We start from the raw sequence: 13,618 nt of genomic DNA on the forward strand, positions 1-13,618 counted from the left end.
CCCTAAGGTCATCCGAAAAGGGTCTCGCCATCCTGGCCGGCCTCCTGCACCGGCCTGAATGGTGAATCTGATTTGCTCACAAAAGGGAATCCCCATGCCGATTCCGCCTAAATTCATCCCGCTCTAGTGGGAAGAGGTTTCCTTACCTACGCAGTCTTAGAGCCGGCAACACTGACCGGTTCAGGCTATTGAGTGTCTGAAGAACCGTTTGTGGGCATCGATGATCCACGAAAACACTCGATCGTCTTTCTAACCGCTTCAGAACCTTTCTGGACGAGATCAAACCTCTGACCATGGAGCAACCATTCCCAACACATGCCGTTGACCAGCCATTTGAAGGTCCAGGCAGCACATTGCGGTGTCCATCCCGGAGACAACGAGCCGGTGCTGGCGGCGCGATCCAGCACCTCGATGAGCGTCTCCATCTGCTTTGCATAGTTTTCGGCCATGGCATTGGCTACGGGCTCCAACTCGCCCGTAAAATTCGTGCGGGCAAGGATCGTCAACATTCTTTGCCTGGGAACATCGGTGGACACGAGCCGCAACCAGTCTTCGGTGGCTGACTGCAGGGCAGACAGCGGGTCGCGGTCCCTTGCATCCGCCTGCAGCAGTTCAAACATTGTGATGTCCGACAGCCTGACGGAGTCATAAAGCTCGAGAAACAAGTCCGTCTTGCTCTTGAAGTGCCAGTAGATCGCGCCGCGCGTGAGGTTGGCTGCCGACGCGATCTCGTCCAGCGTTGTTGCAGTTACCCCTTTTTCAAAAAACATTTGCTCGGCAGCTGCCATTAACGATGCGCGGGTCTCGGCTGCTTCCGCCTTGGTTCTGCGCATGTCTCCTCCTCAACTCGATCACTCCGCTGCCTGGGCGGGTTGCTGTGACGCTGGTACATCATTTTCCCGCCTTCTATCAAAAAGCTTCATGATAAACACGAAAAATACAGGGACGAAGAAGATCGCAAGCAGGGTAGCGGAGATCATGCCGCCAAGGACACCTGTGCCTATCGCGTTCTGGCTTGCCGCGCTGGCTCCGGTTGCGATCGCCATCGGGACGACGCCAAGCGTGAAGGCAAGCGACGTCATCAGGATCGGGCGGAAGCGAAGATGCGCCGCTTCCACGGTCGCTTCGTAAGTCGATTTGCCTTCGGCCCTGAGATCTTTGGCGAATTCGATGATGAGAATGGCGTTTTTCGCAGACAGACCGATGATGGTGATCAGGCCGACGAGGAAATAGACGTCGTTCGGCATATCTCTCAGCATGACGGCCGCGACAGAGCCGATGACGCCGAGCGGCACGACCAGCATAACCGAGATCGGGATCGACCAGCTTTCGTAGAGCGCTGCAAGCAGCAGGAACACGAACAGGATGCTGAGACCAATCAGGGCAGGGGCCTGGGCGCCGGACTGAATTTCCTGTAGGGACTGACCAGTCCATTCGTAACCGAACCCGGTGGGCAGATGGCCTGCCAGCCGTTCCATTTCCGCGATGGCGTCGCCCGTGGAATACCCGGGACCGGCTTGCCCGGCGACGCGGACGGCCGGATAGCCGTTATAACCGACAACCTGTGACGGCCCGCGCACCCACTCGACACTCGCAAACGATGAGATCGGCACCATTCCGCCGCTGGCGTTGCGCACGTTGAGCTTCAAGAGGTCCTCTGCCTGCATGCGCGCGTTACCGTCCGCCTGGACCGTCACGCGCTGCATCCTGCCGGCATTTGGAAAGTCGTTCACGTAGGACGAGCCGAGATTAGCGGTAATCGTGGCATTGATATCGCTGAACGTGACGCCGAACGTATTGGCTTTCTCCCGGTCAATCAGCAGATTCAATTGAGCAGAATCCGGCATGCCCTCAACACGCAGGCCTGCAAGTACGGGACTCTTTCGGGCCTCCGCCATCAATTGGGCCGCAGCCGCACCGAGAGCCGTCTGTCCAGCGCCGGATCGATCCTGCAGGCGAAAGGTGAAGCCACTGGAGTTTCCAAGCCCCTGGATCGGTGGAGGGGACAACGCAAATGCGATCGCGTCGCGCAGGCCGAAAAGCTTCTGGTTGACCCTTGCGGATAGGGCGACCGCAGAATCCTCGGGCCCACGTTCGTCCCAGTCCTTAAGTGTGATGAAGGCCAGGCCTGCATTCTGTCCGGTTCCCGAGAAGGAATAACCGGAAATGGCAATGATCCGGTCGACCGCTTTTTCCGACAACGCGACCTGCTCGAGCTGCTCAATAACCTCGAGCGTGCGGTCGGTGCTTGCCTCTGCAGGCGCCTGGACGTCTACGATCAGGAAGCCTTGGTCTTCATTCGGAAGGAAGGAGCCGGGAAGCTGCAGATAAGCCCAGCCGAGACCGACGACCAGAGCGAGATAGACTACCATGAAACGGCCAGCCCGCTTGATGATCCTGCTGACGAGCGAGGAATAGCCGTGCGAGGCTTTGTCGAAGCCACGGTTGAACAGCCCGAAGAAACCTTTCTTCTCATGGTGACCATGCGGGATCGGTTTCAGAAAAGTGGCGCAAAGAGCTGGCGTCAGCGACAGGGCGAGGAACCCGGAGAACAGGATCGACACCACCATCGTCAGGCTGAACTGCTGATAGATGATACCAACGGCGCCGGGGAAAAAGGCCATGGGTACGAAGACGGCGGTCAACACTAGCGTGATACCGATGATCGCACCGGTGATCTGGTTCATCGCCCTACGGGTCGCTTCTTTTGGAGGCAACTTCTCCGCCATCATGATGCGCTCGACATTTTCGACGACCACGATCGCGTCGTCCACGAGAATGCCGATCGCCAGCACCATGGCGAACATCGTCAGCACGTTGATCGAGAAGCCAGCGACGAGCATGACGCCGACTGTTCCCAGCAGCGCCACGGGAACGACTACCGTCGGGATGATGGTGTAGCGGATGTTCTGGAGGAACAGGAACATCACCGCGAAAACCAGGATCATCGCCTCAACGAGTGTGTGAATAACCTTTTCGATGGATATCTCGACAAAAGGACTGGTGTCGTAGGGAATTTCGTATTCAAGGCCCACGGGGAAATAATGTTTCAGGTCCTCCATGACCGCGTGGACGCCCTCTGATGTGGCCAGCGCATTACCCGTCGGCGACAACTGAATGCCGATCGCCGCACTCGGCTTCCCGTTGAGCCGACTTGAGAAGTTGTAGGTCTCGGCCCCGACCTCGAGGCGAGCCACGTCGCGCAGGCGGACCGAGGAGCCATCGGGATTGGCGCGTAGGACAATCGCCCCGAATTCCTCCGGCGTGCGCAACTGGCCCTGGACATTAATGGTCGCGGAAATTTGCTGGCCGATTGGATTGGGCGTCGCGCCGATGCGTCCTGCCGCGACCTGCGCATTTTGCGCCCCAATGGCGCTGATGACATCGGCTGAGGTCAGTCTGAGCCCGACCATCTTGTCCGGGTCGAGCCACACGCGCATCGAGCGTTGGGACGCGAAAAGTTGCGCGCTGCCCACACCGGGCACGCGACGGATTTCACCGAGTACGTTGCGGCTGAGATAGTCGCCCAGGCCGATTGCATCTGTATTGCCGTCGGTCGAAGTAAGCGCCACCATCATCAAAAACGCAGTGCCAGCTTGTTCCACGCGCATGCCTTGCGCGGTAACAGCCTGAGGCAGACGAGGCTCGACGCGGGCGATACGGTTTTGCACCTCGACCTGAGCCTCGCCGATATTCGTGCCGGGCGCGAACGTCACATTGATCGCGATACGACCTGACGATTCCGACGTCGACTCGAAGTAGATAAGGCCCGGCACGCCGTTCAGTTCTTCTTCGATCGGTCGCGTCACGCTCTGATACACATCTTCCGGCGAGGCTCCGGGATAGTTCGTCGAAATAGCGATCTGCGGAGGAGCGACATTGGGATACTGCGCGATCGGCAGGCTGGGCAATGCCAAGAGCCCGCCGATGACGATGAAGAGGGCCACGACCCAGGCAAAAATCGGCCGGCCGATAAAGAATTGTGCCATAACAAGCGATCCTTACTGGTTGGCAGCCTTGGCTTCGGGGGAGGGTTTGTTGTCCGGCTCTGCCATGTCGGATTGCTCGCGCGGTATGGCTGGTGCCGCTGCGTTCGCAACCTGAGGCGGAACCCAAGGTTCAGGCGCCACCTTCGCGCCGGGTGCTGTTTTTTGGAACCCTTCAGCCAGCACGCGATCACCAGTTTTGAGCCCCTGGGTAATGACCCAGCGATCGTTGACCGAACGGCCGACGTTCACACGCCTCTGTTCGACCGTATTCTCGGCATTGACGATGAGCACGCTCGCCTGACCGCCCGCATCGCGCTGGACAGCCTGCTGTGGCACGGCGATTGCCGCGCTCGCGATTCCCTGCTGGATCTGAACCCGAACATACATGCCAGGCAGCAGGTCTCCGTTCGGGTTGGGGAACTCTCCCCGCAATGTCACCTGACCGGTGGTTTCGTCAACCGCGGCTTCGGAGAAGAGCAGCCGACCCGGCACGTCGTAAGGTGTGCCGTCGTCGAGGATAAGCTTGACTTCAGCCTCGTTCGGTCCGGTCATCAGTTGGCCGTCTTGTAGGGCTTTGCGAAGCCGGATCAGATCGGCGGCGGGCTGTGTGAAGTCCGCATAGATCGGGTCGAGCTGCTGGATTGTCGCGAGGTTCTCCGAGCTGTTGGTACTGACCAGTGCCCCTTCCGTAATCAAGGCACGACCGATACGGCCGCTGATCGGCGCGGTTACCTGCGAGTACTGCAGACTGAGACGCGCACTAGCCAAACCGGCTTCCGCTATGGCGACTTCGGCATCGGCTTGCGCAAGCTGGGCGATGGCGTTGTCGTATTCCTGCTGGGAAGCAACATTGTTGCGGCGGAGCTGCTGCTGCCGGTCTGCCGTTTGGCGTGCCTGAAGCTGGGCCGCTTGAGCGCGCTTGAGTGTCGCCTCGGCGCTGTCGACCTGGACCTGAAACGGCGCCTGGTCGATGCGATAAAGGACATCGCCCTCTTTGACCAGCGAGCCTTGCTCAAAGACACGTTCCACCACGATGCCCGACACCCGCGGTCTTACCTCGGCAAGCCGGGTGGGCGCAATGCGTCCGGGCAATTCGTTGGTGATCGGAAGGGTTTCTGCTGCGACGGTCACCACCCCCACTTCGGCCGCCGGCCGAAGTGGGGCAGCCGCCTGTTCTTCCTTCTGGCAGGCAGAAAGCAAGGCGGCTCCCAGCAGGATAACGGTTGCACGCAGGGCAGTGGTCCGCATCTTGAACTCCATATTTTATCTTACGGCCTATTTACATACATTTTCGTAGGTATATAAATCGGATGTGTTAATCAAGCAGATTGTTGCATTGCGAAAAGAAAATCGAGAGGAAGTCGGTTTGGAAATAAGGGAAGTTCAACGGTCGGCCCCTAAGGGTTATTTTGCGCTCGCGTTGGCCCCGGTGGCTCACACAAGCCGCTCGTCAACTACGCATTGCGAACTGTAGAAGACACGGATGTGCACGTCCCCACGCCGCAACAGCGGACATCCGCCGAGACGCGCATCACCGCTGATGCGCGTCTCGGATTTTTTAATGTTCATCCGCGCCGCCGCGTCCCGAAAGCGTCGTAAGATCAGCGATCGCTTTCAAGGCCCATATGACGGTGGGCGACTGTTCGTGGTCGGCATTATTCTTGTCGATATGGCCACTGTCGCTTTTGCCAACTCCTTTTTCGGTCGACTGGCTTTCCAATATTGGCCCGGCATGGCTTCGGTATTTGGCGGTCTTCTGCTGGCGATCATCATCATCAGACTGGGGCGCCCGAAACTCTATTTCGATTGGATAATCGTCGGTATTCTGCATCTCTGGCTCGGTCTGATCCTCACAAACGATCCCTTGCTTGCCTCAACGTGGTCGCTCGCCTCGTTCTACGTCATCCTCGCGGCTTCGGCGGCGCTCACGACCTGGATCGGTGTAACGATTGGCATCTTGGGGGACGGCGGCACCTGGCTAGTGGCGGGTGGTCTCGCAAGTTTCGTCTGCGCGGTGGTCGGGGGGATCATCAACGGCTGGACTGACTTCAGTATCGAACCAGACGTGATACTTGGCACGAACCTACTTTTGCTAGGGCTTGCCATCGGTGGGCTCGGATTGTCCCTTCGTAAAACGCTGAAATAATGTTGAGCAATATGGTCTAGAGATCGCCGCCGCCACCATGCAGATCAAGGATGTTCTGGCTGTTGCTGGTTGACTAAGCACTCATGGCGAGGTGGAACTCGAGTGGCGAACAGGCGTCATCTGGCGAACCTATTAAGCGTCGGCGAGCCGGAAGACGCGAACAGGAAAGCGGAACATCAGCCCGTAAGCTACAATGTTAGTTCCATAAATCGCATTATGCGATTTTCACAACCTAAGATAGCCGTATTAACGGCGCCCTCCTCCTCACTCATGCCAGTGAATGGAGCGCGTAGCCGGTTTTCTGAAACGCGCAGGCAATTGAAACTGCATGATAAATTGCGGCATCTCCCTTTGAAGGAGTGCTTTATTTCTTTACCAATCCGAAGGAGATGGATATACTTCAGGTAGATCATCCGAGCCCCCGTCGCGTCAGGATACGACCTCTCGGGTCACTAAAGCGAACTAAATTTGAGCATTTGAGCCATTGGAAAAGAACGGGAAGATTTTTGTCCCTCCTCCGAAGGACGGACGCGATTTCAAAGAACTGTTCAAGCAGTTAGCCGCCGTGGGAGCGGGCCGGCCTTTGGGTCGGGACGGGTTTCCACAAGGCCCGTGGACGCCGGAGTTGTTGGCGGAGGCGATATCACAGATCGACTCCAACCGGCTCGGCGTCGATTTGCGAACAGTCCAGCTCTGGTTTCAAGAAAACGATAAGGGAATCAGCCCTTCCAACATCCGCTGGCTGGCACGGATCTATGGCTGCGACGATCCGGAAGCGACGAGCGAATGGCTCGTGGAACTCAGTGCAGCGCAATCGCGGCTGACCTCTAAGAGGCGAAGTTCGAAAAAATCTGCTGGAAGCATGGCATCCTTCGGCCCTGAGACGTCGCCGCCTATTATGGTTGATTATGAAGAACCTGCGGGCAGTATCGCCCAAGACAATGAAGTTTCCCGAAAAAGACAACCGTTAAGCTTAGCTGAGAGATCGGAAGCGCTTTTCACTCATGGATCTCCCTTGAACCTTCCGGCATCGATATTCGCCGGTGCTTCCGCCCTCGGGTTTCTGTCGTACATCGTCGGGATCGCCAGCATCACCTATAGGCGGCCGGACGGCGTCGTTAAGGAAGTCGGTTTTCTATGGGCACCGAACTGGACCCTTCTCTTCATGGTACTCCTGCCGCTATTTTTCGCAGTTGTGATTGAGCTGCTGGCATTTTGGAAACAGGACGCACGCGTACGCCTGGCAGCACATGCCGATAGCTCAGAAAGCACCAAAGCCTGGGCGTGCAATGTTCGCGCTTATTCATATTCCTATTGGGCCGTTTTTCTGATCTGCATCCTGGTCGCTGGCCTTCTTCAATGGATCGGCGTGTGTCTCGTCCCCCTGCTGGAGGGTAGTGGCGATTACGCGATCAGCTGGGGCACGATAGCCATTGTGCAACCTGATCTCATATCGGTGCCTGTAGAGATCGTGTTCACCGCGCTTTCCTACCTTTACATGAGCATTTGCTTTTATCTCTTTTTCGCGGGCCTGATTTTGCTTCATACGATCGTCCACGATCTTTGGAAAATCGAAGGAGGCGCAAAGACGCAGCCAGAGCACGAGCATCGGCGCGAAATCCGCCTTAGGATCATGCGGGGAATTTTCCGCTGCACCATCCTTGGTGTTCTCGTCGCCGTGTGCATGAAGATCCAAAGCGCATACCTGAACTCCAATGGCGAAGACGTCATGACCTGGATAATTCACGATATGTCTTCGGTTCTCGAAGGCCACCCTGATGGTAGCCACAGCTTGGGCTATCGAATGCCAACGCATTACAGCAGCCTGCTTGTCGCCATTTCGGCCTGTGTCGTATTTGTATACGGTCTTCTTCGCCTGGCTTTCGAAAAGGAGTTCCGTGTGACTTTGTGGAAGATGTCAGCGGTCCTAGGCCTGCTCTTTGCCAGCTATCTGTTGATCGACGTCTTTGACGGCTTTTCGACCTTCCTCGGCGTTAGTGTTCTACTCGCCGTATACGGCCTCTTTGATCCAGAGTTCGGGCAACGGCGGCAGACCGAATTGGAAAGCAACCAGAGTGTATCATAGATGGATTGACCGGTGGGACGAGCAGCGGGCGCGGCGTGGCGAGGAAGCGAAGACAGCGAAACCTATCTTTCTCGACAGCTGCCTCGCTTTCCCGGACCAGAAGAGGGTAGGAACTGTCGAGGAGTTTTGTGCCCTTGCCGACCAAGCTCTGGCTGATCCAAGATTTTATGGCGAACCGAGCGAGAGCGATGATGGCTTTGAGATACAAGATGGGTGGTTGAAATTTCCTTCGGACATATCAACGGACGTCGAAGAGAATAACTTTGTTTGGGCGAAGGTAACCGAAAGTGGCTCGCACAACCAGGCATTGGTGATCTTCCACCACTGGAATGCCAGCCGCCGAAATCATCAGATCGCCAAGTATTTGTCGCGGCGTGGGATCACGACGGTCGAGATCGCCATGCCCTATCACTTCGAGCGAAGCCGTCCTGGCTCGCTCTATGCCGAGGACATGCTGAGCGCGAATCTCGGCCGAACGATCCAGTCTGTAAGGCAGGCCGTATGGGACGGACGAAAGCTGATCCGCTGGCTGAAAAGCGAAGGCTATCGAGAGATCTCGGTTCTCGGCATGAGCCTTGGCTCATGGGTTGCGGGATTGATCGCGGCACATGAACCGGCCGTAACAAAGGCGTCCTTGTTTTTGACGGCGGGTAGCCTCGCTGACATGGTTTGGACAGGCCGTGCGACCCGGGCGATACGTGAAGGCCTGGAGCGTGCGATCGAGATAGCCGATCTTCGTAGGGCGTGGGGGCCGCTGGATTTGGAGAACTACGCGCATAAGCTGGCGCGACCCAATCTTGCTCTTCACGCGGTGATCGCGACCAGAGACAAGGTGGTGTTACCCGAACTATCGAAACACTTCATAGAAAAACTACACGAAGCCGGGGCGAGGCCAAACGTCCTGGAGCTGAACTGCGGTCATTATTCCCTCGCGATGCCCCCGTACATATTGCTCGCAGGATTAAGCCTGAAGCGTTTTCTGTCGCGGCGAGGCTAACGTACGAGGACCGCAAAGGATCCCTGATGGCCGACAAGCAGAGCGGGCCTCCCGCTCTTCTCGCTCCCGCGTCTGTGAAAAATTTTCTGTTCTAGATCAATAGTTTGGGAACGGCATTTCGTTTGGTTTCGCTAGGATTCGCATTCCCTCACGCAATCTGCGGTAAGCACCGTAGTTACCAAATGTCAATTTTCAGCAAGGCCTGGTTCCAGTGGAAGCAGAGCCTTAGCGCTTATTCTGAACGGACACACATCGCAATCGACAGCGCACAGGAGAAGCTATTTCAGCTTTGAGAGCAGCCATGGATTCTGACGTATTCGACGTGCATTGCATCCGCAGGCAAGTGGGCTCAACTGGCTTGGTCATTTTCGAGCGTGACGACATCCCTGCTGACAAATAGGCCGCAGCTCGAAGACCCGACGCTGGGCGATATTGAGCTGTGGCCGTCTACTTATGGTCTGGATCCTTCGCTTCACCCGATGGCTGGAGCGCTAAGAACGACTCGACGATCTCCAAGAGCAACTTGGTCTTTTCGGCTGGGAGTTTTTCAATGTGCTTCATCAACCGGTAGCGGTTTTTCGCTTCGTTCTCGGATGTACCCCACAGGTGCGGAGCCGCCGCAAATATCAGATCAAGCGGCGAAAAATCCAGCAGTTCGCCGAGATGCACGAGGCGCGTGACGTGCAATTTAGCCTCACCACGCTCGTAGCGCCCATAGACCTGAGGAGTTAAGCCAACAAGAGGGACCAATTCCGGCCGGGTAAGCCCGTGTTCTTCGCGGGCAATGCGCAAGGCTTCGCCGAGCTTCTTGTCCATCTCGCCGAATTCGACAATGCCTTCGAAGCCCTCACGACGATAGATCGGACTATCGATCTCCGGATCACGAGCCTCAACGAGTCCGGCGCTTTCGATATGGTTTTGTGTTTTCGCGGTCATTTCCATCGCTCTGAGCGCTTTGCTTTCGCGATCTATATCACCCGAAGCCGTATTCAAAGCAAACGCCTCGTCCGAAATACGGAAGACCTTCGGATTTTGGGCAAGCTTGAAACGATATTCCACTGCCGAGACTGCCCGCAGCAATGAGATTGAATTCCAGACATGGCAGGTTTGATATGCTTCAGAAACATGAGCAAGGCAAAGGCCAGTTCGAGCTTTTGTTGGCGGAATTTGTGGCGATCGGCAAGAAGGCAAAAGCACTCGATGCAGCCGACGGCGCGCACCGGGCCAATGAGCTTACGGACCTGCGATCAGAAGCGACACGCATCCTGAAAGAACTTGTCGATCGCTGCCAGGAAATGGACGCGACCAATGAATGGCGGCCCTTCCTTGCCATCGCGCTGATTGCCGCCACTGCGGAAGGAAGCGATCTCCTTGGCTTCGACCTGCTCGAACTTATGGACAGAATTTTACCCAACTGATTGCTTGCGGCCTTGGGCTTCCCCTCTTTACGACGATCGCAATACCGAAATGGTCGCAAAATTTGCATTTCAGCGACAATAGCATCGACCATCTATTTTGTATAGAATAGCCAGTTATTTAATTTGATACGCAATGCTCATTTCAGCGAATGACGGTACGTGATTTGCTGGCCTGGAATGTCCGTAAGCTTCGAGTCCTGCGAGAGCTCTCGCAGGAGCGACTTGCGTTCGAAGCCGGGCTCGAGCGCGTGTCGATCTCGCAAATCGAACGAAAGCAGATCAATCTCGGCATCGACTCCGCGGAGCGTATTGCGCTCGCGCTCGACGTTCCCGTACACGCCTTGTTTATCTCACCGTCCGAAGGTGAAGAGCCTCCGGCGACGCTGAAACGTGGCCGGCGCCCACTGTCCTAACGCCGCCGCGGAAACTCACCTATTTCTGCAGGTCGAAGAAATAGCGGCTCGTGGTTTTTGTTGTATCGTCCCGGATATCGAAATAATAGGGCTTGTCCCGCAACGGCCGCGCCATGAATTCCGTGTAGGTGCAGGAATGCTCCCCCGAATAGACCCGCGTGACACCTTCGGCTGTCTGCGAGTTCCCGCCGAAGCGGTTCCATCGCCCTTGTCCGCATTCGTTGACAACACGGCTGCAGCGCGACAGGTCGGACCGTCCAATCCTGTCGCCGTTGTTTTCGGCCTCGGCCGGGTTCCATCCGCTTGGGCAATCGGCATATCGTTCATAACCCGGCTTACCGGAGCCGCCATCCGGACATGTCGGCCAGGAGAAGCGGGGCCGTTTCATGGCGCTGATCAGCTTGTTCATCGGTGGCAAGCAGGTCGCGATCGAATGCCAGGAAGGATTGTCTGAGGCCGCGCACAGAAGCACCTCGCAGCCCCACTCGCTGGCGAGAGCTTGTTTCTGCGCCCAAGGCGCCAAGGCTATCGACACCGCAGCGAAAATTAAAATCCACCTCATCGGTACCCTCCTAGATTTGGTGGATCAGCGATCCCGTCTGACTGGCGCGCGTCGCGCATCGGCAAACGGCGGCGTGAATTCCACTTTTCTTTCTCTGAGCAGATTGATGTCCGCCGCCGGACGACGGTCGAGCGTGCGGTCGACAGCCTTGGCCCGCCACTCGTTCATATCGAGGACATAGGTCCCCCAGATCCCATAGCGCGCCGACACGGCGTAACGCTGGGCATCCACATAGGCCGGCTGACGCGGCGCGTCTGGCGAGAGCCGCGCCCAGCCGACGCGCAGCATTTCGTGAGCGAGATCTCGGCTGCCGGACCGGCATGTCCCGACAGGCATGGCATCAGCGCCAAAACCGCGGATGTCACAGGTGACCGATCCTGAACCGACCGTGCGTTTCAGCCAGGCCTTCGCCAGCGCGCCACAAGGTACCGGAGCCAGAGCACCCGTGCTCGCATCCCCGGCCCTCTTCGGATCGAAGGCCCATTGCGGCAATTCGCAACCATCGATGCCGGCGAGGCGGACGGAGCGCCCATATGTCGGAAACCAGAGCGACGTGCCATCGATTGGCGTCGCTCTCCCCTTCATCACGACATGCTGCCGGACGACGGGCGCCCTATCGGCAAAGGAACCGCCGATGGGGTCCGCCGCACCCGCAGGGGCGGGTATCAAAAGCATCAGAGCGGCAAGAGCGGACAAGTGTCTCATCCTATTGGCCCTCCCGCTGGCGGGCCAGTCTGCTCAGCAGCAGGGAGGGATGCTGGACGTCGGGAAACTGCCAGAGGCCCGCTTTCCGCGCCCTCGCCTGCTGCTCGGCTACCGCATAAGGCGCGTGAACCGGAAGGCCTTTCGCATCGAGCGCAGCGAAGGCGTAACCTTCGGTGATGAGCGCCGTCGCAAGATCCAAGCGCTCGCTTCCCACCGTGCCATAGCACAGCACGAAACGCGTTTCGCCATCGACCGCCACCGGGGCGCATTGCGGCCCGATATCCTTGATAAACGCCGCAAGCACGGCGATCGAGGCCTCGCCGCAGTCCTGCCGCCCGCCGGAACGGTCGGTAAAGTATGTCCCGCGCAAACAGGACTGGACGCCATAGAGGCGATAGCGCTCGCCATGATCGATCCAGCTGTCGCCGGTTTCCAAGGTGACGCCGGCACCGAGGGCCACGTAGTCGGCCGCTTGCGCAGAAACGGTAACGGTGCAGATCGCCAGGGGAGCAAGCAGCCGGGCGCACTTCATCTGGCTTGCTCCTGCACACGCGGATCGGCCCACATGCCAAAACCCCCTCGCCCGATCTTTTCGGCGTCAGCGAGATCGCCCCGAAGCGGGCTGCCATCCGGCTTACGCGCGAGCTTCAGCGCACCGATCGAAACGAGTTGCTCCTCGATATTGTCCACCGTGTCGAGCGAGCCGGGAAAATTGTAGTAGCCGAAGCAGGTGACGTCCTGCTTCGCAGCCTTTTCCTCCGTCAGAAAGGCCCGGCAGAAGATCACCCTGGCGGCCTTCAGCTTGATCGCAAGCTGCTCCCGCCCGTAGTCCTCGCAACTCCCTGCGAACCCTTCGCTGCGATTGACCATTTCCCCCTGGCAGGGTTCGAGCCCGTAGAGGTGCAGCGACACCTTGTCATCGACCCTGACATCGGTCGGTGAGATCGCCTTGAACCCTTCGGCCGAGGAATAACCCTTCCGGGAAACCGCTTTCCTGCCCCCGTCATAATACTCGACGACCAGGACGGTCTTTCTGGGCGCGGCAAGCGAGCGGACATAGTCCTGATTGACAGAACCCGCCGCCTGCACCTGACCAGCCAAAAGTAGCGCCGACAGGACCGCGCCTGCAACACTTCGAAAACAGGACATATCCATATTTAGTATCTCATCGTTTGACAGAGCGATGCAGATTCCCTCTTTTCGACTCGATTTCTTTGATGTACGAGTTACCTTAAATAGTAACGTCATGCAATCGTAAATCCACGCTTCTGGCTTCGCAAGGCGAGGCCGAGCGCGCAGGAT

13 protein-coding genes are annotated in these 13,618 nt (G+C 57.6%); 5 read left to right on the top strand and 8 right to left on the bottom strand.

Annotated elements, in window-relative coordinates; all coding sequences use genetic code 11:
- Window positions 1–185: 185 nt before the first annotated feature.
- From ABK249_RS31440 to ABK249_RS31450, 3 genes are read right to left on the bottom strand one after another with little or no spacing between them, the layout of a single operon-like run.
- On the bottom strand, window positions 186–833 hold the full coding sequence (locus ABK249_RS31440; RefSeq protein ID WP_210058810.1) for a TetR family transcriptional regulator: 648 nt from the start codon (window positions 831–833) through the stop codon (window positions 186–188).
- 18 nt (window positions 834–851) lie between these two features.
- Window positions 852–3,989, bottom strand: coding sequence for an efflux RND transporter permease subunit (locus tag ABK249_RS31445; RefSeq protein ID WP_210058808.1), 3,138 nt, complete (start codon window positions 3,987–3,989; stop codon window positions 852–854).
- 12 nt (window positions 3,990–4,001) lie between these two features.
- A complete protein-coding gene (locus ABK249_RS31450) occupies window positions 4,002–5,249 on the bottom strand; it encodes an efflux RND transporter periplasmic adaptor subunit (RefSeq protein WP_210058806.1) in 1,248 nt (415 codons plus the stop codon).
- Window positions 5,250–5,550: 301 nt separating this feature from the next.
- On the opposite strand from ABK249_RS31450, the gene ABK249_RS31455 reads away from it, so the two are divergent.
- From ABK249_RS31455 to ABK249_RS31465, 3 genes are all read left to right on the top strand, one after another.
- Window positions 5,551–6,135 carry a hypothetical protein gene (locus ABK249_RS31455; protein ID WP_210058803.1) on the top strand — a complete coding sequence of 195 codons (585 nt, stop codon included), beginning with the start codon at window positions 5,551–5,553 and terminating at the stop codon, window positions 6,133–6,135.
- Between the two features lie 484 nt (window positions 6,136–6,619).
- On the top strand, window positions 6,620–8,221 hold the full coding sequence (locus tag ABK249_RS31460) for an RcgA family putative transporter (RefSeq protein ID WP_210058801.1): 1,602 nt from the start codon (window positions 6,620–6,622) through the stop codon (window positions 8,219–8,221).
- The gene (locus ABK249_RS31465) at window positions 8,211–9,218 is read left to right on the top strand and encodes an alpha/beta fold hydrolase (RefSeq protein ID WP_210058799.1); all 1,008 of its coding nucleotides are present in this window, start codon (window positions 8,211–8,213) and stop codon (window positions 9,216–9,218) included. Before ABK249_RS31460 ends, ABK249_RS31465 begins: the two co-directional genes overlap by 11 nt.
- A gap of 447 nt (window positions 9,219–9,665) precedes the next feature.
- Here ABK249_RS31465 and ABK249_RS31470 read toward each other — a convergent pair whose 3' ends face one another.
- Complete coding sequence (locus ABK249_RS31470; RefSeq protein ID WP_280107556.1) at window positions 9,666–10,277, bottom strand: helix-turn-helix transcriptional regulator; 612 nt, start codon at window positions 10,275–10,277, stop codon at window positions 9,666–9,668.
- Window positions 10,278–10,297: 20 nt separating this feature from the next.
- On the opposite strand from ABK249_RS31470, the gene ABK249_RS31475 reads away from it, so the two are divergent.
- Together ABK249_RS31475 and ABK249_RS31480 are read left to right on the top strand one after the other, a co-directional pair.
- On the top strand, window positions 10,298–10,636 hold the full coding sequence (locus ABK249_RS31475; protein WP_210058797.1) for a hypothetical protein: 339 nt from the start codon (window positions 10,298–10,300) through the stop codon (window positions 10,634–10,636).
- A gap of 149 nt (window positions 10,637–10,785) precedes the next feature.
- Window positions 10,786–11,049, top strand: a complete 264-nt coding sequence (locus tag ABK249_RS31480) for a helix-turn-helix domain-containing protein (RefSeq protein ID WP_210058795.1) — start codon at window positions 10,786–10,788, stop codon at window positions 11,047–11,049.
- A 19-nt stretch (window positions 11,050–11,068) separates the two neighbouring features.
- On the opposite strand, the gene ABK249_RS31485 is transcribed toward ABK249_RS31480, so the two are convergent.
- Genes ABK249_RS31485 through ABK249_RS31500 form a run of 4 tightly spaced genes read right to left on the bottom strand, consistent with a single transcriptional unit; the run spans window position 11,069 to window position 13,471 of the window.
- Window positions 11,069–11,611 carry a hypothetical protein gene (locus ABK249_RS31485; RefSeq protein WP_210058793.1) on the bottom strand — a complete coding sequence of 181 codons (543 nt, stop codon included), beginning with the start codon at window positions 11,609–11,611 and terminating at the stop codon, window positions 11,069–11,071.
- A 24-nt stretch (window positions 11,612–11,635) separates the two neighbouring features.
- Entirely contained in the window at window positions 11,636–12,316 is a 681-nt protein-coding gene (locus tag ABK249_RS31490; protein WP_210058791.1) for a thermonuclease family protein, read from the bottom strand.
- Between the two features lies 1 nt (window position 12,317).
- Window positions 12,318–12,848, bottom strand: coding sequence for a thermonuclease family protein (locus tag ABK249_RS31495; protein ID WP_210058790.1), 531 nt, complete (start codon window positions 12,846–12,848; stop codon window positions 12,318–12,320).
- Window positions 12,845–13,471 carry a hypothetical protein gene (locus ABK249_RS31500; RefSeq protein ID WP_227705919.1) on the bottom strand — a complete coding sequence of 209 codons (627 nt, stop codon included), beginning with the start codon at window positions 13,469–13,471 and terminating at the stop codon, window positions 12,845–12,847. Before ABK249_RS31500 ends, ABK249_RS31495 begins: the two co-directional genes overlap by 4 nt.
- Window positions 13,472–13,618: the final 147 nt, after the last annotated feature.

The organism is Neorhizobium phenanthreniclasticum (assembly GCF_040066075.1).
In the GTDB taxonomy this organism is placed as follows: domain Bacteria; phylum Pseudomonadota; class Alphaproteobacteria; order Rhizobiales; family Rhizobiaceae; genus Neorhizobium; species Neorhizobium petrolearium.

Bases quoted from the DNA above. Each gene is read 5' to 3' on its own strand.
- ABK249_RS31440 (WP_210058810.1), bottom strand. From the start codon at position 833: ATGCGCAGAACCAAGGCGGAAGCAGCCGAGACCCGCGCATCGTTAATG.
- ABK249_RS31445 (WP_210058808.1), bottom strand. From the start codon at position 3,989: ATGGCACAATTCTTTATCGGCCGGCCGATTTTTGCCTGGGTCGTGGCC.
- ABK249_RS31450 (WP_210058806.1), bottom strand. From the start codon at position 5,249: ATGGAGTTCAAGATGCGGACCACTGCCCTGCGTGCAACCGTTATCCTG.
- ABK249_RS31455 (WP_210058803.1), top strand. From the start codon at position 5,551: ATGTTCATCCGCGCCGCCGCGTCCCGAAAGCGTCGTAAGATCAGCGAT.
- ABK249_RS31475 (WP_210058797.1), top strand. From the start codon at position 10,298: ATGAGATTGAATTCCAGACATGGCAGGTTTGATATGCTTCAGAAACAT.
- ABK249_RS31480 (WP_210058795.1), top strand. From the start codon at position 10,786: ATGACGGTACGTGATTTGCTGGCCTGGAATGTCCGTAAGCTTCGAGTC.
- ABK249_RS31485 (WP_210058793.1), bottom strand. From the start codon at position 11,611: ATGAGGTGGATTTTAATTTTCGCTGCGGTGTCGATAGCCTTGGCGCCT.
- ABK249_RS31490 (WP_210058791.1), bottom strand. From the start codon at position 12,316: ATGAGACACTTGTCCGCTCTTGCCGCTCTGATGCTTTTGATACCCGCC.
- ABK249_RS31495 (WP_210058790.1), bottom strand. From the start codon at position 12,848: ATGAAGTGCGCCCGGCTGCTTGCTCCCCTGGCGATCTGCACCGTTACC.
- ABK249_RS31500 (WP_227705919.1), bottom strand. From the start codon at position 13,471: ATGGATATGTCCTGTTTTCGAAGTGTTGCAGGCGCGGTCCTGTCGGCG.